Consider the following 20,627-nt stretch of genomic DNA (forward strand, 5'->3'; position numbering starts at 1 on the left):
AACGACCGGCGACATGAACCGGGACGATCACGTCCGGGAGGCCGGCGGCCAGACTGGACGACGGCTACCCGGATTTCCAGAAAGAACGACATGAGCAATAACAGCGACACGTACGACCCGGCAGGAGAATGGAGCGACGGACAGACAGGACTCGGAGGCCGCCAACCAACCGGCCAAGCCGAATTCGATGCCCCTGCACCCAACGACGGGGACAGCTCGATCGAGAGTGTCGACGAGGTCAACGAGGACGGCCTGGCGGCAGACACCCGTGACCTCAGCGACACCGCCGACGAACAGGGAGAACTCAGTACCGGACTCGGCAGCGAACTCGAACAGGAACGAGCACGCGACGATCTCGACGACGACCAGGGTGACCTCGAGTCGTTCGAGGCCGATGACGGCCAAGACGCCGACATCTACGACCCGACTGACGAGTACGACGAACTTGAGGAGACATCAGAAATATCGCCTATCGGAGAGGGTCGGCGCAAGACACTCGACGCAATCGAAGCGAAGGACCGACTCGACGACATCCAGACGTTCAACACGATCGACGAGATGACCAACGCCGTCCGGGAAATGTCGCTGGCTCACCCCGACGGCCGGACCTACAAGAGCGTACCCGAACAGCCGATCGAGACAATCGAACGAGTCTACGAGAACCTTCCTGAAGAGGCCCGGCCGGCCTTTCTGAACGACGATGTCCTACACCGCCGTATCAATGCCGCTCGAAAGGCGTTCAACCGCTGGATGGGAAAAAAGAAACGCGAACAACAGATTCCATCCACGATGGAGGCTGGCCCGTCGAACTACCCCGCAAAGAAAGCCCGTCGCACGTCAAAATACGCCAGAGAAGGCAACGAGGAATTGAAAGAGAGAATCGACAAAATCCGATCGGGAGCGAACGGAGCTCGGCAGCGCGCGCTCAACTCGATCGGTTCCTCGGTCGCTGAGCAAAGCAAGAAGCAGACCGAAAGCCGGATCGAACGGCGTCGACGCGAGTGGAATCCCGGAGACATCGTCGTCTATCGCAGCCCCGATCTGCACGCGGCGGCGATCGTCCGGCTCAATAAAAAATCCGTTCGAGTCCAGCGCCAGAACAACCTCCAGGACGCAGACTTTGGCGGAGACGGCGAATACCGGCGCGAAACGATCGACCTCGACAGCGATCACATCACCCGTTGGGACCCCGACGAACTGGACGAGATCGACCTGGCCGACCAGGACGTCCCAGGGACGCTCAAAGAGGCCCAACGCCAGATGTTGGGAGATGAGTGGGTCGAAGAGCACCATGATGACGGCGAACTGGACGTCGAAGAGGGCGATCCGATCGACGAAGACGACGGTCTGGGCTCAGAGGAGAAAGAGCAGATCAGAGATGCCGTCAGATCCGACGATTTCGACGGTCTACTCGAAGCTGTCGGCGTTTCCAGTAGATCACTGAAGTACGATTTCAAACAGCGCGTTGAGAGCGCCCAGGAACTCGTCGATACGTTCGACGATCGAAGAGATTTCCAGCATGTCAGAGGCATCGGCCCGGCAAAGTCAGAGCCCATTGAGGAGGCCGTGCCGTTGGTCCGTGAGGCGCTCGAAAATCAGGACAACGAGGCCGAGGAACCGACCGGAGACGTCTACGATCCGACCGTGGAATTCAAGGGTCCAACGTCGACCCGGCCAGTGTCCGATGTCGCCCAAGACCTTCAGCACCCACGAGAAGAGGCCTTACAATGGGAAGACGACGCCGTTATTTCGCCGAGCGGTCGCCACCGGGCTGACGAGGACGCTCCCCAAGAGATCGAAGAGATGGCCGAGGTTATGGCTGAGAACGATCCCCGGGCCAGCTCGGACAACCGCCCAGAGCACCCCAACGAATCCGGCGACCAGGATAATGTCGAAGACCACAGCCACGCCGTTGAAATCGAGTTTGGCACGCTTGAAGCTGCGAACGAGTTCCGCGACGAGTACTCCGACGCCCGCCACCCCGACGACACCCGCCGACCGAAGACGGTCAAGCTCCGCGAAGACGCGACCGAGGAGATCGAACGGGCCGAAGAAGAGGCTCTGATGAGTCGCGCCGACGAGACGAAAACGTACCCACCCCAGGACCTTACCGACGCCGAGCGGGATCGTCTGGAGGATCGCGACGATTGGAAGTGGGGAACCCACGGATTCCATGCAATGGCGGCGAAGGCGGTGCTCCGGCAGGAAGGATACGACGACTGGCTATCGATGTACGATCACACCGTAGACAGCGCCAAGAGCGGCCACCTCTCAATCATCGAGCAGGACCGCGAGAGTGCCCAGAAACACGGAACGACCTCCGGTGGCCGCGAGCACTTCGAGCGGGAGAAAGAGATCGGAGAGGTAGCCCGGCAGACCGAGAAGGTCCAGGATCAGATGTGCAAGTCGGCCCGCAATAAGTGCGAGGACGGAGTCGGAGACGCTTGCGATGCCCTCCTCTCAGACTGCGGTTGGTCGGAGGATGAGATCGAACAACTCCGTGAGGCCGTCGAAGAGATGGGGGAGGAGTTCACTGTCGAGGGGACGATCTACGACCCCGAGAGCGACTTCGACGAGCCAGAGGACGCCGGCATGGACTTCGAGACGTGGGCCGCAGAGGCTGCCCCTGAACCGCCCGAGACCGACAACGAGATTCCCGACCGTCCGGTTGGGCTGGAACTGGTGCCGCCAAGCGACGAAGAACTGGCCCAGATCGCACCAACGTCGAGCGACGACCCGGCCGATATTGAGGAGGGACTACCTGGCCCAGCGTACCGATCGCTCTCAAAGGCGTGGTCGGGGTACAAGCTCGCCCGCTCAGAGATGCACGAGGCACGCGACCAAGCCGAACATTACGCCAGAGTGATCAACGGGATCAGGGCCGTCAACGGGCAGGACCCGATGGAGTTCGACGATCTCGACGGTTTCGCCGGCGGCTCACCACTTCCGGATGATCCGACCGAGGAGTTCCCGACCGCAGAAGGCACCGGCGCACTTGAAGATGAGGCCCCGGAATTCGTCGACGATCGGCAGAGTGGTCCCGAAGCCAGCGAGCAGTCAACCCTCATTTCCGAGTCGCTTGATGAAGAGCAGCAGGATCTCACGGGTAAGCAGGCAGAAGTGACGAACATGGCCCCGGAATGGAAAGATTCGGGAGTCTACGATCCGATGGACGAATTCTGATCAGCCTTTCAGACACCGAGAACCTGATCGAGTAGGCCGTCATCCTTCGCGTAGTGGGGACGAAGCCGGTTCCAGTCGTTCGTGGATTCGACGATAATCTCCCCGGCACCGACGTTCTCAATCACAACCTCGCGATCTTCGAGTTCCTTCAATGATCGGCCACCGGCCTCGGCGATCCGGTGGACGTCGAACGTCGCTGCGCCCTGGAGTTTGTTGAGATCGTTCTCGTCATTCACCCTGAAGTAGATCCGCCGATCGCACTGGCTGATAAGCTCCGTATGCACCTGCTGGGGCCGTTGCATGATATGGACGGTCTCTGCCTCGTGTTTCCGGCCACGAGACTGGAGCGTGAGCACCCGATCGTCGACACCGTGCTGGCTGGCGTACTGGCCGACCTCGTCGGCACAGATGAGGGCAGTCATCTCCGGGACGATTTCCTTACAGAGTTCGAACGCAGCCCCGCAGATCGCGCCGTAGAGCGTCGCCATGTCCTCTTCGGTCATGTCCGGGACGACCCGGACCCGGCGGTGGTTGTACAGAACCTTCCGCCAGTCGAGTTTCTCGGCCGTCTCGATATCGACCTCAAGGCGCTGGAACAGCGGGTCGTGATCACCCTCGGTTTCGCAGAGCCCCTTCTCTTCATCTTCGGGATCGAAGAGGACCGCTATATCGAACGTTTCGCCAGGGTTCCGTGGATGGTCAGGGTCCAGAATCCGCTCGATCACGGCCCCTGCGCCGTAGGACTTGCCCGTCCCCGACTGTCCGATCACGCCAACTCGTCCCATCTATCCCTCCGATCGATCTGGCTCGATCTCCAGCTGGCCGGTGTACGCCTCAGATAGAATCCGGATGACCTCGCCTGTCGTCAGCGAGTCGCCCCACACCCGGCCGTCGACGATGCCCTCTTCGAAGTCACGCTGGACCGTTGCTTCGGCGCTCTCGAAGGCTTCGATCTGATCGGCGTCCCCGAGTACGAGCTGTTGCTGGCTCATGTTTCCCACTCGAACTCCTGGACCATCTCGTCCAGTTCGACCTCCGAGTCATCGATCGGTTCGTCGGGCTCATCCTCGGTATCCTGGTCGGGAACGCCGATAGGCTCGAGATTGTGCCGCCGACGCATGGCTCTGCGGTGGCGGGTCGCTTCTATCCCCGCGAGATGGGTGTCGATCCGCCACAGCAGCCAGACGATCACAACCAGCAGATACGCTGCGAGAAGCTTCTGCTGGGATCGGTTGAGCGAGAAGCCTATCCTCATTTTCGATCGCCTCCGTTCTCTTTGTCGACATCGAAGGTGTCCGGGTCGTCGGTGAGCATCATCTGGGTTTTCGCAGCCATGAACTGCTGGTACTCATCGTCGTCGAGGACGTCGCGAAGGATCTTGTCCCGCTTCCGGGCCATCTTGTTGAACACTTCTACGACCTCGTGACCATTCCCGTCGACGACGCCGGCCAACAGGGATGCGGCTCGATCCTCGCTCATCCGCTCGATGTGGACATCGACGTCATGGGCATCGGCGAGTCGTTTCAGGTCGGCCCGCTGGACGTTGACGATGTCACAGAAGATCGCGGCTCCCGACGATCCGACGCCGGGGACATCTTCGGTCAGGAAACCTGCTATCCGCGAGGGATCTCGCAGCATCCCGGCGATCTGTGCGGGCCGAACGTCGCCACTGAACGGGTTCTGATTCATGCGAGACCACCGGCGAGGTTGCCGATCGAGTCGCGCAGATTGCCGATTTTCTCTTCACCGTCTGGTCGTAGGTAGATGATCGTGGCTGCTGCCATGAGTGATGTTCCGAGTAGGCCCCAAGTCGGATCGATCTCGCCGTCCGCCTGGGTGAGTACGTGTTCTTCGACGAATTGGCTCCCGAAGTGGCCGAGGTGGAACGCCTCGAACGTCGCCTGGAGTTCCGCTTCGAGCTGGTCTTTCGTCATGTCGCTGTCCGCCAGGTCCTCGTCGGAGAGACCGAAGACGCCGAGACGCGCCGCACCACTGTTGATAGCGTCCTCGATCGCGGCCGCATCGATGTCCAGCGGGTCCGGTGGACTCCCAGAGCTGTCTCCCCCGTCGTTGCCTTTCGTCCCGCTCTCGTCGCTCTCAGCTGCGTCCTTGTCGTCTTCGACGCCATCGAACAGGTCTCCGCCGAGGTCGTTCTCCGTTAGGTCAACGATAGCCTCTTCGACGTCCTCTGGATTGGTCTCGTCGCCTGTCTCCGGTTCAGTGTCGGCTGCGTGCTCTTCGTCCGGCTCCTCGGTGGGAGCGTCGTTCGAGTCGCCTTCGACGACGCCGGGCTCTCCGTCCGTCATCGATCAGGCTCCGTGAGCTTGCCGTTGTTACGAAGCGCCTGGATCACCGCCTGGTCGGCTGCGAGTGGATCAGACGGATCGATCGGGACACTGATCCGATCGGATTCTACCTCGGGTGCTGCCTCAACCTCGTGTCTCTCGTCAAGCTTCTCTCGCTCCTCGGCGATCGAAGTGCCGCCGTTGCTGGAACGTTGGCGCTGGTAGAGCTTCCAGGCGACGACCATCGCTAGGAGCACGCCGATCATCGCCAGGTGTCGCCTGTCGATCGATGGCAGTGGAAGGCTCCGGCCGCCGTTCTGATCACTGCCACTGTCGCCGTCGTCGACGATCTCGGGTGGTTCGTTCATACTGTTCTGCTGCTCTTGCTCGCGGATTTCTTGTGCTGTTTGATCCATCGGTTACCATCTGTAGGAGGCCCCACAGCAGGGGCATTCGTCGGGTTTCCCGTCGACAACGGTGCCACACGAGGGACACTCGAATCGATAGGTCGACTCGGTGCCGCCGTCTGTGAGAAGCCGCTGTCCGCTCTCTGTCGTCGTGTCGCTCTCGGTCGTGGCCTCGACCAGATCAGCCCACTCATCGCCGTAATCATACTCCTCGAGGGGAACCAGTCGGTGTACGGCGTCGGATTCGGCGTCAGCCGGCAGAATGTGTGGCTTCGGGTGGTCTCGAAACTCCGACTCGGAGGTCAGCGGGAGCCACTTTTCACACTCTAAGCAGGCCGATCGGTACTTGTTACCCGGTTTTGGGGATCTTTCGATTCTTTTGTCGAGCACCGGGACGGTACGGCCGGATCCACAGTATTTACAGTGGCCGTCCATTACCGACCCACCGTGAAATGGCGAAATTGGTGTATTGGAATCGACATACGTAGCGGGGGAATTGGCAGCGATCGGCGCGTGGAAACGCCTCCGCACCACCTCAAAAATACGCCCAATTCGTGATGAGTCTAAGCCCTATTCAGAGCCTATTCGCCATTTCCCTATTCTCGCCTTTTGTTTAATCCGAGCGAGCACGACGAGTTGATCTGCCAACATGGCAGCGATCAATATTGAATCGGCGACCGGGACGCTCACGAATACCGCTTTCCTCAAATCGGCGGTATTGATCGTGGTCGGCTCGCTGCTCGCTCAAGTTGTCGTATCGTATGGTCGAGCGAACGTCTACGACGTCCAAATGCGCGGCGGAGACGCCGTTTATGCTGTCGTCGGGGCGTTCATCTCGCTCATGGTCCTCCCGAACGGATACGGGCGGAATATCGCACTCGGTAGCACTGCAACGGCAGTCAGAACCGTCGCAGCTGACTACGAGGTGGTTTAAAAATGCAGATCGGTGGCACCGGCGTCGAGCAGGAGATCATGCTCACGCCAGACAAGCCTTTCATCAACGACTCCAACCAGGTCACCCCAGGCGATGAAAACACGCCTGCCTGGCATTTCAAGGGACAAGAGGGCTTCGTCCTGTTTATCCCTGCCGGGACGCTTTTCGCCCCGATCCTCCGAGCGGCCGACGGCGAGCTCCTGGACGGCTCGACGCGGATCATCTTCCAGAAGATGAACAAGCAGGGCGACAAGCTGGGCAACGGAGTCATCCTGAACGAGCTGTTCGGCAAGTTCAACACCGAGGAGTTCCGCAACGACCCCGATTACATGCGGTACACTCAGTCACCGCTTCAGCTCGACGAAAGGGAACGTGCCGGGATCTTCCTGGACATTCCCGACGGGGCCGAGCCGTTCGATCCCGACGCTTCCGAGCTCTCGATCGGGGACACGACCAGCGAGTTCCGCACGCCGGTCGAGGTTGTCGACCATGACGACCTGACTGCGGAGGAGTCGGCGGCGGTCAAGCGTGCCAGCCAGGCCAACGGTGGCGGAGGCCGGTAACATGGCGGAGGAGTACACTGTCAGTCACACCGGCTCGGTGCTCGGAGAGGACCATGTTACCCTCGAGACCAATCAGACCGATCCGGCACGACGCGGCGCGATCATCTCGTTCGAGTGCCCCGACAAGTTCGAGGAGCTCGAGTACGTCGGTGCGCAGCACCCGATCCGCTTCGAGCCGCGGACGCTCGAGGAGATCCAGGCCGACGGGAGCGACACCATCGCCGTCGACGCCAACCTCCAGCCGATCGCCGGCGAGACCGAGATCGAAGACCAGACCTATCCGGTCGTCGTCGTCGTCAACGCCGACACCGGGAGCGAGCTCACTGTCGACAGCGTGGACTACCACACCGACGAGCTCACGCTCGCATCTGCGCCGTCCGACGGGACGAATCTCAAGGTCTACCCAATCCTCACGGACGGGACCGTCAAGTGGGGCGGCAAGAACGCGCTCGGCCAGGATCAGGGAACGCTCTACCCCTGGGGCTTCCCCGTCTTCCGGTTTCACGACATGGAACAGATCCGGGCAGGCCGCGAGGTCACCATGCAGGGCCGGGCCGCCTGGGGCCATAACGAGGAGCTCCAGCTGCGTCTCGAGTCCGAACAAGAAATTTGCTGGCAAGACCAGCACTATCCCGACGCCTACGTGAGTGAGATCGAGATCGACCTCTCGATCTTCCTGTGAGGTGTTGGGATGGGCGTCTTACTAGATCAGCTCGATACTGAGCAGGGAGACGCCCCGGAGGAACCAGCGGCAGAGTCGTCCAACTCCGACGACGGGGATATCGATCCGTTTTCGCTCGGCTACGATTTCGAGGAGTGGAAACTCGACCACGAATCAACGGATCAAGCCCTCTCCCTGCTGATTGCGGTAACTAATTTGATCTGACAATGGGACAATTCAGGAACCAACTACGACAAAGCGAGCACTACCAGGGCGCCGAGGAGGCGGGCGAACAGGCACAGGAGGCCGTCACGGCCGCCCAGGCGGTTGCTCCGGTAATCTCGCTCGAGAAAACAGACGTACAGATGTGGGCCGACGTGCTGACCGTCGTCCTGCTATTCCTCATTTGGCGGGAGCTCCGCCGGAGGGGTAGCGTATGAGCCAGCGGCCCCCCGATTACAGCGCTTATGAAGATTCCTGGCAGGACGATCTCGACGACGAGGACGACGAGGACGACGAGGACGACGGAGGCGGCGGCGGTGTCATGGGAACGATCCGGTCGTTTGGCGAAACTGCCCGCGACAAAGCCGATGAAGGCGTGCGAACCGCAACCGGCGGGAGAGTCGGCATCTCGGATGATTTCACGTCGACGGCGGACACCGGCGGCGATCTTGAGGTGGGGATCTCCGACGATTGGACGTCAACCGCGGACTCTGGCGGCGTCGAGAACGTACTCCGCCAGGGTGGCGGTCAACTCCAGGACGCGACCCGGCGGACGCTGGTCCAGGGACCAATGTCGGTCGTCGCGAGCGCTCGAGCCGGTGAAGCCTACGCTGTCGGAGACGACGAGGCCGGCCAGGCATGGGCCGACGCCGACGATGCGGTCACGGCCGGGATCGACAGAGGAGTCGAGGCGGCCGGGCTCGAGGACAGTTTCGTCGTTGGCGGTGCCAGGACGGCGGGCGACACGCTGATCGGCGAAGGGGTCCGCAACGTTGTCGGTACGACGACCGGGATGGATCTCGAAGAAGGAGACGCCGATTTCAGAACCGACCGATGGGCCGCACTCGACACGGCGCTGACGGTCGGGACACTCGGCGCCGGAGCGGCCGCTTCCGGGGCGGCTCGCGGCGCCGGCGCAGCTGCTCGATCATCTCGATTGAGCCGGCTGTTAGGCCGGTCGGGAGACGACGCGGCTGGCGCAGCTGCTCGGACAGCTGACGATGCAGCTGATAGCGCTCGCAGGTCCCCCTCCGAACAGCTTGGCATCCCTGGTTTGCAGCGCGGCGGCGACGCGGCCGGGGCAGCTGCTCGAACGGGCGACGACGCGACCGACGCATTCAGACTCAGCGACAGCGCCCCGGCGCTGCCTGGACGGACGGCCGACGACGTCGCCGGAGCGACTCAGCGGCAAGTCGACGAGGCCATGAGCGGCGTCGGTCGCGGCGCCTCGCGATCGGCGGACGACGCTGCCGACGCGGCGCGACGATCGCGTCGGACCCGGGCCGGATCAGCCGGGGCTCGATCTGCGGACGACGCAGCTGGGGCCGCGGGCCGAGCGGGGCGATCGCCGGCCACCCGTGCCGGCCAGGTCGACGCTCGAAGCGGAGACGACGCGGCCGGTCTCGCCCAACGAGCCAGACAAGCCCTTTTCGGGACCCGGCGGCGACAGGCCGCGACGATCGCCGGCGGTGGGTTCCTGGGGGCACTCGGCGCCGAACAGGCCGGTCTATTCGACGGGATCGGCTCTGCGCTCGAGGACGAGGACGAGCTCGAGGTCGAGACCGAAGACGGTCAATCTCTGCTCCTCCACCACGTCGAGGATCTCGAACCGACCGACGACCACCCCGGCGGGGGCCAGCTCCGAGAGGTCGAACAGTTCGATCCAGACGGCGAATGGTCACAGACGGACGGCTTCACCGTCCTTCTGGACATTGCGGGCTCAACCGTGACGATCCTCGACCCGTCCGGCGAACCAATGCAAGCGGAGGTCTCGGCCGCACAGGTCGCAGACGCCGCAGCACGAGCAGACGGAGGTTACCACGATGAATGATTTAGCACAATTCAACAGCGCCGACGCCGCTCGTGACGCCTACTTTTCGGGCGAAGACGGGGCCAACGGCGACGAAAACGGCGCTGAGAACGGAGAAGACGGATGGAGCGAATGGTTCCGTGTTGACCAGGTAGATCCCTGGTTTATCTACGGCCGCGAGTCGCTCCACTCTGAAAACGTACAGCTACAGATCACCGGCGAATCGAGCGATGGGCGGACTGTCTTCCTGGACAGCTCCGGCAACGTCGTCGACAACATGGTGATTTTCGACAACATGGACGAGGTCAACGCCGCGCTCGAGGCGTACTTTCAGCGCGAGGAAGACGGCGACGTTCCCCCGGAGGATCGGCCAACCGGGAACGATCCCGGACCCGGAACCGCGCCACCAGGACGCGGCGGCCGCAGCGGCGGGATCCCGATCGTCGACAGTCTCCCGGTCGTCGGGGGAATGGGGACGACGGGCCAGCTCGTTTTTGTGATCCTGGTCCTGGCGGCTATCTATTACTACTATTACGACGGTGACGCCAGCCAGATCCCCGTCGTCGGCGGCTACATCGGAGGTGAGTCGGCATGAGCGCCGGAGCTGGCGCACGACTCGCCTACCGGGGCGGCCAGCGTGTTGTCGGCCGGTTCCGATCGAGCGGCGACGACGCATTTGCGGCAGCTGGTCGAACCGGCGCCCGATCGGGCGACGAGGGGAATAGTGCGGCCCGCTGGTGGGCGTCTCGCGGGGCTGGTGCCGCGGGTGTCGGCGGCGCTGGGGCGCTCACCTGGCGCGGCTTGGGAACTATGAGCGACCGAGCAGAGGCCCGCGAAGCGGAGGCGTTCGCCCAGATGAACGAACATCAGGCCGAAGCGGCAACCGACAGCAACCAGGAGGACGGACCGATCGCGGAGATCCGGGACCGGCTCCCCGGCGTCGACTCGATTGAGGAGACGATCCTCGTGCTCATCATCGGCGCGATCGTCGTCAGCTACCTCATGAATCGAAACCCGAACCTCCCGAACTCGCCGGTCGTTATCGGAGGGGGTGACTGATGGGGCTCCCACAGTTTACCGACAACAAGGACGCGGCGATCGAGCTGCTCCAGGAGATTGCCCACAATACCGGATCAATGGACGTCGATCTCGACGGCGCGCAGGGCTCGGCTGGCGGCCCGATCAGCATTGACCCGCGCAACTTCGTCGTCGTCGAGACGCCGCTCATGGAGGACGCCAACCCCGACGGGACGGTCACGATCGAGCCCGGCGAGGAGGTCGAACTCGCGGCGTTCGACACCGTCCCGTGCGAGCTGATCGGCGCCGGAGCGAAAAACGAACTCGACGTCTATTACCGGATCACGGCGGACCACGACAAGACGCTCGGCCGTGCGACCGGCAGCGCAGGCGGGACGGGGTGGCGATCCGAGCCGCTGGGGTCGAATCGCTCGCCGTTCTCGTTCATTGACGAGCTCGGCGTGACGTTCCCGATCGAGGACCAGGTCGTTTACGAGGCGACGCTCTCCAAAGAAGCCGACTCGAGCGTCGACATTAGCGGGAGGCTCTTGCTCAGACTATGACCACAGAAATCAGCACTCTGGAGGAGTTGGACAGCATCCGCGACGATCTGAGCGGGGACTACGTCCTCGTCGACGACATTGATGCGAGCGGTGAAGAATGGGAGCCCCTGGGATCGGTGTCCAATCCGTTCACGGGCGAGATCAAGGGCCAGGGCCACGTGATCGAGGGGCTGACGATCACAGAGGACCACGACGTCGCGGGACTGTTCGCGACGGTCGACGGCGCCCAGATCATCACGCTCCGGCTGCACGACGTCGAGATCGAGACGACGGGGACCGCCGGCGCCGTGGCTGGCGGCGGCGAGGCGGAGCTGGTAGGCGTCGAGGTCGACGGCGCAGTCGAGTCGACAGTGGCCACAGCGGGCGGACTGATCGGCAAACTGGACCGGGTTAGCGAGGTGGTCAAATGAGTACTGAAATCAGCACACGAGCCGAGTTGGAAAGTGTAGATAACGACCTGAGTGGCGAGTACGTTCTCGTCGATGACATTGACCTCTCGGGGAGTGAGTGGGACCCTCTCGCCCAAAGCGACCCGTTTACAGGCGTTTTCGACGGAAATGGGCACACAATCGACGGACTCACCATCAACAGAACCGACCTCTCTTTCGCAGGTCTTTTCGGCCAGTTGGGGGGTACCGGGCTGGTTGGAAACTTCGACCTGACCGGGGTCGATATTTATGCCGATGGAGCCACGACGGGCGGCGTGGTTGGGTTCGGCGAGGAAGGGGGCACTGTCGAAAACGTTAGCGTCACTGGCGTACGGGTAGAGGCGGTTGGTATGGGCTGTGGTGGCGTCGTTGGTGAAAGCCCTTCGTCTGTCCATAACGCGTATACAGATATTGATGTGAGTACGACCGGCGATTTCTCGGACGTTGGCGGAATCGTCGGCTGGCTACGATGGGATGCAACCGTAACGGAGTCTGAGGCTCATGGCAACGTCTCCGGTGAAAGTCATGCCGGGGGTATTGCTGGACTCCTTGACGGCTACCAAAGCAACGGCGGTATTGAGAAGTGCAAAGCGACGGGCAACGTCACGGGCGGCGATGGCGTCGGCGGTATCGTCGGGACTGTGTGGGACGAGTTACACGTCTACGACAGTTATGCGACGGGGAACGCTACCGGACTCTCTGGCGACGAGAACGTCGGGGGAGCTATCGGGTCGCTTGATGATGGTTCGGCGGAGCGGGTGTTTGCGACAGGAACTCCCTCTAACGGGTCCAATGTTGGCGGCTTCGCTGGAAGTACGGGGACCGTCAACTCTGCGTCCGGGTTGTACTGGGATACGGAATCGTCGGGTGTTGGCTCTTCTCCTATAGGCACCGGCCTCACAACCAACGAGCTGACCGGCGGAGACGCCGAGACGAACCTCCCAGAGTTCGATTTTGCCGGGGTCTGGACGACGTCAAGCGACTATCCCGAACTTCAGGCGTTGGTCAGCATCATCCTGGGCTACCTCTCAGAGTGTAGCGCGGACGTCGTCGTCTCTGCCCAGGAGTCGGGCGGCGGGCTGGTCGGCTCGACGAACGCGGAGACGGGGACGAACGACCTGCGGACGATCGAGGAGTGTCGAGCGGTCGGGATCGTCGAGAGCGAAGACGGTGCGGCCGGCGGGATCGCGGGGCGATCGAGCAGCGATCTACTTCGGTGCGTGACGAACGTCGACATCTCCGGCGCCCAGGAGGGACTAATCGCCGGCGTGCTCGATACCGAAGCGGAGGACGTCCACGCGGCCGGCGACCCCTCGACGTCGCTCGTCGACGAAAACAGCGGGACGCTGATCGACTCGATGGTTCACGACCTGGAAGACCTCACCGATCACGACGCGTCGGAGACGCTCGGGAGCTTCGATTTCCAGGACGTCTGGGTCCGTGAGGGCCGAGAGATTCCGTCTCAACAGATCCACTCACTCGGGTCCACGGTCCATTACGGGTTTGTCGACGACGTCCACGGTGAGCCGGTCGAGGGCGCCGCGATCGAGACGCCTTATGGCTGGGTTCGGACTGATTTCGCCGGCTACTACGAGCTCGTCGGCCCGATCGACTCGTTCGAGATCACGGGGCTCGGCGGAACTCGAACCAAGACCGCAACGCCGGAGGACAAGGCGGTAAACTTCCAGTTTGGCGGGTTAGAGGTAACGCTCGAAGAACCGACGTCAGGGCGCCCGCTGGCCGACATTATTATCGAGATCGGCGAGTTCCTCGCACAGACCGACTCAAACGGGGAGGTGACGATCGGAACGATGCCGATCGAGACCCACGAGATCGTCGCCTTCGAGGAGTTCACGCGAGAGGCCCGGATCCGCGCAGAGGGTCAGCTGGTCGAAGTCGATTTCGCGGACGACCTCGAGCACGACTTTCAGGACTTAGCGGTCCTGGAGTTCGAGCTGATCGACGAGTTCGGGACTCCTATCCACGATACAACGGCAGCAGTCGACGTCTTCGGGACGGTCACGCAGAGCAACCGCGACGGCGAAATCCTGGTGCCTGTTCCGACCAACGCCGACGAGAACCCGACGATCATCTTTGCCCATCGAGATGATCGTTATTCGACAAGACGGATAACGCTTGATCCCTCCGCCGATCCAGACACCGGCGAGTTGATGCTGCGGAGCGCAACCCACTCGAGTAACCTGTAACAATGCCAGGACGACAATCTGACCAGTTTGGCGGCGGCAACGTAATCAAATACCTCGCGGATTTCCCCGGGGCCAACCCGGCCCAGGACGTGATCGAGGTCGTCATTGACGGCGCCGACGACCTGATCGAAGTGGAGACCGGCGAGGTCGACGTCGGGAAGATCGAGGAGACTGTCGAAGTGCGGATCCCCGGCGACGTCTCTATCGACGAGATTCAGGAGGACGTCACGGTGGTTGTAGACTCCCCTATCGAGGTAACGGACGATCAGACCCGCGAGATCGGAAAGGCGCGGATCCAGGACTCCGACGGCGTTCTAATCGACCCGATCAACGCCGACGATATGGCGCCGATCACGGCGACGACCGACGCCGCCGGCGGAGCCGAGGCCGCCGAGGTCGACCTGGGGACGCACCGGAAGGACGTCGACATCTACTATTCGGTGACCGACGCGGCAACCGTCACTGTCGAGGTGTCGACCGACGGCGCAACCTGGCGCGAGCTCGAGACCGTCTCGCCGACCGCAGCCGAGGAGTCGATCGTCTCGATCTCGACGGCGTACCAGCATGTTCGAGCGTTCGCCGACACCAATCTGGATACGATCGAAGTCGTGTCAAAGGGGGCCTAAAACAGATGATTGAGGCTGTCACGTCCGATGTCCTGGCTGCGCTGATCGTCGCCAACCTGCTGGCACTCAGTGGACTGCTAACCGGAATCTACCGTTCGACGAGACAGCACGATCGGGCGCTCTACGGCGACGAGAAGAACAACCGGGACGGAGTCGTAACGAAGACACAGAAACAGGAGGAGGTCTTAGACTATCAGGACGATCAGATCATGGAACAGGCTAATCGAATCGACGAAAACGAGAATCGAATCGAAAACAACAACGATCGGATCGAGGAGCACAGGAACCGACTCCGGGACGAGAATCTAATGTAATCCGCCTCTCAGTGTGTCTGAAATATTTATTGGCACAGGGCTCTCAGCATCGATGTAGCGATCTCAGACATTGTCTTTCTGGATATGGTCTAACCCCCGTTTCATGTGCATCAACTGGAGATCTGCGTGCGGAAGCGGGGCGGGGAGCTGTAATTTTTTGGCGCTGTCGCCTTGGCGACACCCGCCAAGGGGGCGTTCGCGCGAAGCGCGAAACGACCCCGCAGGCGTTGCGGTGCGATCGCGGTGGCGACCCCGGCCTCGAGCCGCCGACTACAACCAGGGTTGTACAGTCACCGATATAGAACAATAATACTTGCTGAAATAAAGGACGAAAACAGCGTTGCCACTACCGAGGCTGGTTCAGCGATCGGCGATCGTGCCGACGAATCCGACTTCGGTGCCGCCACCAGGAGTCTTCCAGGTCATCTGTGCACCGCTGAGAACGGCCGGATCGTTACCTGACTTCGACCACTTCTCGAGTGCCTCAGCGGCTATCGTCGCGACGTTCTCGAAGCTACTCGACTTCAGTCGGGATAGAATCGTGTCGACGCGCACGCGCTTCGGATCGCCGCTGTCGTCGAACTCCACGTCGGCACCGTTCTCGGCAAGCCACTCCTGGAAGGGAGAGAGTTCGGCGACGTGATCGGCCAGCCCCATCACATGCTGAATGCGATCGGCGAAGCTCTCGATCGCGTATTCGGCGGACTCAACGAGCGCGCGCAATTCTTCGCGATACTTCCGGACCCGGAACGAAATATTGCCCTGGTCGAGCTGAAGAATCTCGTCGAGGTCTTCGATCGCGCGGTAGATCGTCGCGGGGTGCTTGCCGAGCTGGTCGGCGAGGTCGTCGACGGTCGCACCGCCGTCGGTCGCGACGGTCTCGGTCACGTCGCGGGCGGTCTCGCCCATGTCTCGAAGCGTGGTCATCAAGAGGTGGTTCGTCTTCGCCTCGAGCCGCGGCGTCGGATCTTCGTACAGTTCGACGGCCTCGTCTCGCGCCACCGCGTCGAAGTGATCGTCTGCGACGTAGACGCCGCTTCCGTCGGGACCGAGCGGTATGTCTTCCCAGTGCAGCGCGTTCAACAGCGTCTCCTCAATCTCCTCGGTCACCTTGTGTCGATCGGCCCATGCCCATGCCTGACCGCCGTTCATCTTCTTGTTTACCAGCACCTCGACCTTCGGGTGGTAGGAGGGGTGGTCCTTCGACACCGCGTCGGGATCGGCCAACTGGTAGATCTCGAACTTGCGGCCGTAGGTGTGACCCGGCAGCAGTTCGGTCACCGACGACGGCTCGAGAAAGAGCCGGTTCTGGTGGTTCATCACCTCGGTGTTATCGATGTGTAACTCGGCTTTGGCTCCCTCCAGGTCAGATAGATAGAGCGCGACCTTCTGCAACACACCGGCCGACGAGAGCTTACGCGCCCACTCTCGAGTGATCCGTACGTATCGCTCGTACGCCCACATCCGGCTCGCCGGGTGCGGATCGTCTCGAAAGTACTCTGAATAGATGTGCTCGTTCGCCTCGTCGAACACCGCCGCGAAGAACTCCGGCAGCAACTCGAGTCCGCGCTCGGCTTCGATGTTACTGGTGTGGAACTCGACGTCGACGCCGTCGACCTCGCCGACCTGATTCTCCCAGGGGAGCTGAATCCGGTCGCCGGTCTCCCAGTGGCGCATGTTCGGGAATCGCGGAGAGATATTGTAGGACGCTTTTCGCTCGCCGCATCCGCGACCCTTGATATCCCACTCGTACAGCCGTTCTGCGTCGATTCCGTCCGACAGCCGCGGGGCGAACCCCGACTTGCTGTAGCTCACCTCTAGGTGCCAGGGCTCGCCGTCGACCTCAACATCCAGTTCAAGATATCCCTCGAACGGTGGGCCGAGCATCACCGACGACAGCGCGTCGTATGGACCGCGGCCCCAGTCGGGCCACTTCCAGCGGCCTTCGATCTCGTGAGGCGTTGTCTCGACCTGCGACATCACGCACCTCCCGCTTCGGCGAAGTCGGTCAGCGTGGCGTCGGGCTCGTCGGCCTCGTCGTCGCGATCGTCACCGCCGTTGATCGGGATAGTCGACGGGTCGGGATGGTGGACGATCTCGACGCCCTCCAAGTCGGCGACGATCGCGTTCGCGAGCAACCGCCGGTGACACCAGCGGGCGTCTTTCTCCCAGCAGACCAGCCACAGATCACGCTCTCGAGCACGATCGGTCAGCTCGTCGAGTACAATCTGTGGGCCGGGCTGCTGCAGGTAGTCGAGATACCGCCGTTCGTACTGCACCGAGTTCCATGCGATTGCGGCGGGGTTGGCCTCGCCGTTCTTCTCGGCGGCCGACTCGACGGTCTTGTAGGCGTCGAGAAGGTCGTCGGGCGGGGCGACGGCCGGGATGTTCCGATCGGTGATCCGGTCAACGAAGTCCTTCGGATAGCGAACGACGCCGAAAACATCCGCATGGTCGAACGGCTCGTAGCTCGGAAGCCGCCCGAAGTACGTCGTGTGGACGGTCATCGGGAATCACCGCCTTTTTGATCAGTGTCCAAGGAACGGCTGTTTCCTCCGTCCGGGACCGCCACAAACGACTCCGTCAGGAACTGTTGACGGTCGACGCCATCGGGAAGAGGTATCTCTGGGAACGCGGGACAGTAGTGCAGAAGGTACTGTACCACTTCCCGAGGCATGGCACTCCGGATTTCCTGCCGATCCCAGTCTTTTGGGACGCCCTTCGTCCGGGCCAGGGGCTTCTTAGACTGCCAGTCACCGGTTCGCGTGAAGTGACCGGCCTCAGCCTCACCGTCGTCGAGGCGGCCAGGACACGGGAAACTCGTCTCAAAGTGGCGTTCAAGGTCGAAGGGAAGCCCGACGCCGAACCCGTTGATGCGCGTCGGCTCGCGGATGTCCTCGCAGTTCGCGACGTTCTCGATAATGTACGCGTCAGGGTCAATCGCTTCGAGAACCGTCCGAACGTTCAGGTCCGCGAATGTCGGGTAGTAGTCCCGTGGATCGTCGAAGCCGATCTGGTTGCAGTTCGACCAGGAGACCGTCGAGTACGCCAGACACGGCGGACTCATCCAGAGGATAACGACTTCGTACTCAGCCAGATAGTACCACACCGCGTTGATGACTTGGCCAACGCTGCTGGCGTCGCACTGGACGAAATCGCCCGGATACGTGTCGCTGTAGTCGTCGATATCGATACCGATGTGATCAACCGGCAGATCGAACTCGTCGATTATCGCGTCGAGAGCGTAGCCGACGCCACCTGGTCCGCTGTAGATGTCGATGAACGCGATTCGGGCAGGACCGTTCTCAGACATCCCGATCCACCTCGAAAACCGTCACACGACAGTCCTTTGTGAGGAATTCCGCCTCCCCCATTCCGTTGGTTCGGCACGTGACGAAGCCGCCGTCACCGCAACTCGGACAGTCGGCGGGGCGTTCAGTACCGTTCCCAAAGTGTTCACCGATCGTCACAGCCGATCACCCACGGTTACCGCAGGATCGACGGTCGTCGGATCGATCACGTGCGACCAGGCGAGTTTCGCGACTTCCTGTTCCGATCGATCGCCACCGACCTCGTACCACCGACCAGCCAGGAGTTCGTCGAGGATCGACGCCGGCACGATCGCGCGGGCGACCTGGGGCAGTCCCGGCCGTGGTAGGTAGACGACAATCAGGTACATCCCGGCGGCGTCGAGCAATTGTTCGTGGGCTGCCCGTTTGACGTAGATCCGGCCGTGAGTCGATCCACTGCCGTTACTCGTCTCGAGCTGGCAGCCTTTGATCTCGACCGGAATATCCGGCTCGAGCAGCACGATCCCGTAGAACGGTAGCGATCGGTGGGTCCCCAGAATCTCGGTGGTCCGGGCGTCGTGCCAGGTGGCCGTTCGGTCACCGACGTACTCAAGCGCGTGGATCGACTGAACCACCTCCGCTTCGATCGCGTCACCGCTGGCCTTCGGACTCTCGAGTTCGGACGTTCGCGAACTCATAGCGGCCCCTCGCGTGCGTCGCGAACGTCTCGCGTGCAGTCCGAACAGAGTCGACGGAGCGCGTCGACGCGATCGCCACAGCGTTCACACTCGTCGGATTCGACGAGACGGGTCACGCTGATTCACCTCCGATCGCATAGACATCGGCAAGCGATCGCTGATTGAACTCGCGCTCCGTCGACGGCTCGAAGTTCAGAATCAAGCGCTCGTCGGCAGTTTTCCCGTTTCCTGCAGCAGAGTGGGTGACTGTTCGTTCGACGGCGTGCCACTCATCATCCTCGTACAATCCCGGTGGGATGTCTGTGTAGGAGACAATCACGTAGCCGTCGATCCCGGACAGCGTATGCTCGAGCGTAGCGTGATCGGCGGATGCCCGGTACAGGTCTTCTTTCTCGTAGTACGGCGGGTCGAGATAGAACGCTGTCTCGGGTGAATCGTATCTGTCGACGACTTTCCGATAATCTTCATGCGCAATCGAGACGCCACGGAATCGCTCAGCGACTTGCTCGATCCGTTCCGGTGCGTTTACCCAGTTTCTCGCGTTTCGAGACCCCTTCTCGTCGAGCGGACTCTCTCGTTTGAACCCGCTTTTTCGAGAGACCTTCCCGGCGTACTGACTGTAGCGGAGGAACAACCACTTGCCGGCGTGTTCGATCTCGTCACTCGGGCGGTCACCGGCGAAGAACTCGTCAGCCCATTCATCATGGAGTTGTTCGGAGAACGGTGTATATCGGCACCACTCGGCCAGTTCCTCGGGTCGCTCCCGAGCAACGCGGAAGAACGTCACCACGTCGCTGTCTTTGTCGTTGAAGATCTCGACATCACTCCGCGGTTTGTTTAGCAACACCGACGCGGAGCCACCGAACGGCTCGACATACGCTGTGTGCTCCGGTAGGTGATCAATCACCCAGGGGGCGAGTCGCGTCTTCCCGCCGATGTACGGGAACGCACTCATCACGAGGACTCACCACCCTGGTTCGAGCAGCTGGATTGATACTCGTTCGTGCAGTGAGCTGGATGGACGATGGACGTCCGGGTTTCGACATCGTACAGTTGACTCGCCGGAACGAAGTGATCAGACATCCGCCTCACCTCCGCTTCGGCACGATTGTGTCTCTGGGCCGCTGGCCGTGGCATCGAGACCAGCGGTAGACTCAGGGCTCAGTCGCTGGTCGATGTCACTCTCAGGACAGAGGTTGGTCCGGTTTTGCTCGTCACCGAATACACGGAAAAACCGATCGGTGACGTGTTTGTGGAACGTAAATACTCCGAAAGCAAGAACTTGGTTTTCAGCATACTGGACTACCCAAAAGAGAGCTTTGAACCTCAGATTCGCCTTGCTGGGACTAACGAGGTTCCCGGAAGTTCGGATACCAGAAGGTAGAGGCTTTGAACCTGAGGATTTAAGCCGGTGGAGGG

General features: G+C 61.7%; 27 protein-coding genes. 14 read left to right on the forward strand and 13 right to left on the reverse strand.

Features of this window, described 5'->3' with window-relative positions; all coding sequences use genetic code 11:
• Positions 1 to 90: 90 nt before the first annotated feature.
• Positions 91 to 3,183 carry a hypothetical protein gene (locus tag AC6I6L_RS20320; protein WP_497919603.1) on the forward strand — a complete coding sequence of 1,031 codons (3,093 nt, stop codon included), beginning with the start codon at positions 91 to 93 and terminating at the stop codon, positions 3,181 to 3,183.
• Between the two features lie 8 nt (positions 3,184 to 3,191).
• On the opposite strand, the gene AC6I6L_RS20325 is transcribed toward AC6I6L_RS20320, so the two are convergent.
• From AC6I6L_RS20325 to AC6I6L_RS20355, 7 genes are read right to left on the reverse strand one after another with little or no spacing between them, the layout of a single operon-like run.
• Positions 3,192 to 3,968 carry an ATP-binding protein gene (locus AC6I6L_RS20325; RefSeq protein ID WP_497919604.1) on the reverse strand — a complete coding sequence of 259 codons (777 nt, stop codon included), beginning with the start codon at positions 3,966 to 3,968 and terminating at the stop codon, positions 3,192 to 3,194.
• On the reverse strand, positions 3,969 to 4,175 hold the full coding sequence (locus tag AC6I6L_RS20330; protein ID WP_497919605.1) for a hypothetical protein: 207 nt from the start codon (positions 4,173 to 4,175) through the stop codon (positions 3,969 to 3,971).
• Positions 4,172 to 4,438, reverse strand: a complete 267-nt coding sequence (locus AC6I6L_RS20335; protein ID WP_497919606.1) for a hypothetical protein — start codon at positions 4,436 to 4,438, stop codon at positions 4,172 to 4,174. Before AC6I6L_RS20335 ends, AC6I6L_RS20330 begins: the two co-directional genes overlap by 4 nt.
• A complete protein-coding gene (locus AC6I6L_RS20340; RefSeq protein WP_497919607.1) occupies positions 4,435 to 4,872 on the reverse strand; it encodes a hypothetical protein in 438 nt (145 codons plus the stop codon). The genes AC6I6L_RS20335 and AC6I6L_RS20340 overlap by 4 nt, the downstream gene beginning before the upstream one ends.
• Complete coding sequence (locus AC6I6L_RS20345; RefSeq protein WP_497919608.1) at positions 4,869 to 5,489, reverse strand: hypothetical protein; 621 nt, start codon at positions 5,487 to 5,489, stop codon at positions 4,869 to 4,871. The genes AC6I6L_RS20340 and AC6I6L_RS20345 overlap by 4 nt, the downstream gene beginning before the upstream one ends.
• Positions 5,486 to 5,836 (reverse strand): hypothetical protein, encoded by a 351-nt coding sequence (locus AC6I6L_RS20350; protein WP_497919609.1) that lies wholly within the window; start codon positions 5,834 to 5,836, stop codon positions 5,486 to 5,488. Before AC6I6L_RS20350 ends, AC6I6L_RS20345 begins: the two co-directional genes overlap by 4 nt.
• A gap of 51 nt (positions 5,837 to 5,887) precedes the next feature.
• Positions 5,888 to 6,310 (reverse strand): hypothetical protein, encoded by a 423-nt coding sequence (locus AC6I6L_RS20355; RefSeq protein ID WP_497919610.1) that lies wholly within the window; start codon positions 6,308 to 6,310, stop codon positions 5,888 to 5,890.
• 214 nt (positions 6,311 to 6,524) lie between these two features.
• On the opposite strand from AC6I6L_RS20355, the gene AC6I6L_RS20360 reads away from it, so the two are divergent.
• From AC6I6L_RS20360 to AC6I6L_RS20420, 13 genes are all read left to right on the forward strand, one after another.
• Positions 6,525 to 6,809 (forward strand): hypothetical protein, encoded by a 285-nt coding sequence (locus tag AC6I6L_RS20360; protein ID WP_497919611.1) that lies wholly within the window; start codon positions 6,525 to 6,527, stop codon positions 6,807 to 6,809.
• A gap of 2 nt (positions 6,810 to 6,811) precedes the next feature.
• Positions 6,812 to 7,372, forward strand: a complete 561-nt coding sequence (locus tag AC6I6L_RS20365; RefSeq protein ID WP_497919612.1) for a hypothetical protein — start codon at positions 6,812 to 6,814, stop codon at positions 7,370 to 7,372.
• A 1-nt stretch (position 7,373) separates the two neighbouring features.
• Positions 7,374 to 8,054: a hypothetical protein gene (locus tag AC6I6L_RS20370; protein ID WP_497919613.1), complete on the forward strand. Its 681-nt coding sequence runs from the start codon at positions 7,374 to 7,376 to the stop codon at positions 8,052 to 8,054.
• A gap of 9 nt (positions 8,055 to 8,063) precedes the next feature.
• The gene (locus tag AC6I6L_RS20375) at positions 8,064 to 8,258 is read left to right on the forward strand and encodes a hypothetical protein (protein WP_497919614.1); all 195 of its coding nucleotides are present in this window, start codon (positions 8,064 to 8,066) and stop codon (positions 8,256 to 8,258) included.
• 2 nt (positions 8,259 to 8,260) lie between these two features.
• Entirely contained in the window at positions 8,261 to 8,473 is a 213-nt protein-coding gene (locus AC6I6L_RS20380) for a hypothetical protein (RefSeq protein WP_497919615.1), read from the forward strand.
• Positions 8,470 to 10,086 (forward strand): YciI family protein, encoded by a 1,617-nt coding sequence (locus AC6I6L_RS20385; protein WP_497919616.1) that lies wholly within the window; start codon positions 8,470 to 8,472, stop codon positions 10,084 to 10,086. Before AC6I6L_RS20380 ends, AC6I6L_RS20385 begins: the two co-directional genes overlap by 4 nt.
• Positions 10,079 to 10,660: a hypothetical protein gene (locus AC6I6L_RS20390; protein WP_497919617.1), complete on the forward strand. Its 582-nt coding sequence runs from the start codon at positions 10,079 to 10,081 to the stop codon at positions 10,658 to 10,660. The genes AC6I6L_RS20385 and AC6I6L_RS20390 overlap by 8 nt, the downstream gene beginning before the upstream one ends.
• A complete protein-coding gene (locus AC6I6L_RS20395) occupies positions 10,657 to 11,124 on the forward strand; it encodes a hypothetical protein (RefSeq protein ID WP_497919618.1) in 468 nt (155 codons plus the stop codon). Before AC6I6L_RS20390 ends, AC6I6L_RS20395 begins: the two co-directional genes overlap by 4 nt.
• The gene (locus tag AC6I6L_RS20400) at positions 11,124 to 11,645 is read left to right on the forward strand and encodes a hypothetical protein (RefSeq protein WP_497919619.1); all 522 of its coding nucleotides are present in this window, start codon (positions 11,124 to 11,126) and stop codon (positions 11,643 to 11,645) included. Before AC6I6L_RS20395 ends, AC6I6L_RS20400 begins: the two co-directional genes overlap by 1 nt.
• The gene (locus tag AC6I6L_RS20405; RefSeq protein ID WP_497919620.1) at positions 11,642 to 12,055 is read left to right on the forward strand and encodes a ZmpA/ZmpB/ZmpC family metallo-endopeptidase-related protein; all 414 of its coding nucleotides are present in this window, start codon (positions 11,642 to 11,644) and stop codon (positions 12,053 to 12,055) included. The genes AC6I6L_RS20400 and AC6I6L_RS20405 overlap by 4 nt, the downstream gene beginning before the upstream one ends.
• A gap of 434 nt (positions 12,056 to 12,489) precedes the next feature.
• Positions 12,490 to 14,280 (forward strand): GLUG motif-containing protein, encoded by a 1,791-nt coding sequence (locus AC6I6L_RS20410; RefSeq protein WP_497919621.1) that lies wholly within the window; start codon positions 12,490 to 12,492, stop codon positions 14,278 to 14,280.
• 2 nt (positions 14,281 to 14,282) lie between these two features.
• Positions 14,283 to 14,906 carry a hypothetical protein gene (locus tag AC6I6L_RS20415; protein WP_497919622.1) on the forward strand — a complete coding sequence of 208 codons (624 nt, stop codon included), beginning with the start codon at positions 14,283 to 14,285 and terminating at the stop codon, positions 14,904 to 14,906.
• 5 nt (positions 14,907 to 14,911) lie between these two features.
• Entirely contained in the window at positions 14,912 to 15,220 is a 309-nt protein-coding gene (locus AC6I6L_RS20420) for a hypothetical protein (protein ID WP_497919623.1), read from the forward strand.
• 360 nt (positions 15,221 to 15,580) lie between these two features.
• On the opposite strand, the gene AC6I6L_RS20425 is transcribed toward AC6I6L_RS20420, so the two are convergent.
• From AC6I6L_RS20425 to AC6I6L_RS20450, 6 genes are all read right to left on the reverse strand, one after another.
• The gene (locus AC6I6L_RS20425) at positions 15,581 to 17,200 is read right to left on the reverse strand and encodes a DUF7845 domain-containing protein (protein WP_497919624.1); all 1,620 of its coding nucleotides are present in this window, start codon (positions 17,198 to 17,200) and stop codon (positions 15,581 to 15,583) included.
• Complete coding sequence (locus tag AC6I6L_RS20430; protein ID WP_497919625.1) at positions 17,200 to 17,727, reverse strand: DUF488 family protein, N3 subclade; 528 nt, start codon at positions 17,725 to 17,727, stop codon at positions 17,200 to 17,202. The genes AC6I6L_RS20425 and AC6I6L_RS20430 overlap by 1 nt, the downstream gene beginning before the upstream one ends.
• On the reverse strand, positions 17,724 to 18,533 hold the full coding sequence (locus tag AC6I6L_RS20435; protein ID WP_497919626.1) for a DNA cytosine methyltransferase: 810 nt from the start codon (positions 18,531 to 18,533) through the stop codon (positions 17,724 to 17,726). Before AC6I6L_RS20435 ends, AC6I6L_RS20430 begins: the two co-directional genes overlap by 4 nt.
• 153 nt (positions 18,534 to 18,686) lie before the next feature.
• Positions 18,687 to 19,208 carry a PD-(D/E)XK family putative nuclease gene (locus AC6I6L_RS20440; RefSeq protein ID WP_497919627.1) on the reverse strand — a complete coding sequence of 174 codons (522 nt, stop codon included), beginning with the start codon at positions 19,206 to 19,208 and terminating at the stop codon, positions 18,687 to 18,689.
• A gap of 112 nt (positions 19,209 to 19,320) precedes the next feature.
• Positions 19,321 to 20,163, reverse strand: coding sequence for a DNA adenine methylase (locus tag AC6I6L_RS20445; protein WP_497919628.1), 843 nt, complete (start codon positions 20,161 to 20,163; stop codon positions 19,321 to 19,323).
• A gap of 120 nt (positions 20,164 to 20,283) precedes the next feature.
• Entirely contained in the window at positions 20,284 to 20,580 is a 297-nt protein-coding gene (locus tag AC6I6L_RS20450) for a DUF7563 family protein (RefSeq protein WP_497919630.1), read from the reverse strand.
• Positions 20,581 to 20,627 lie beyond the last annotated feature (47 nt).

It is taken from the genome of Halosolutus sp. DAT137 (assembly GCF_059736405.1).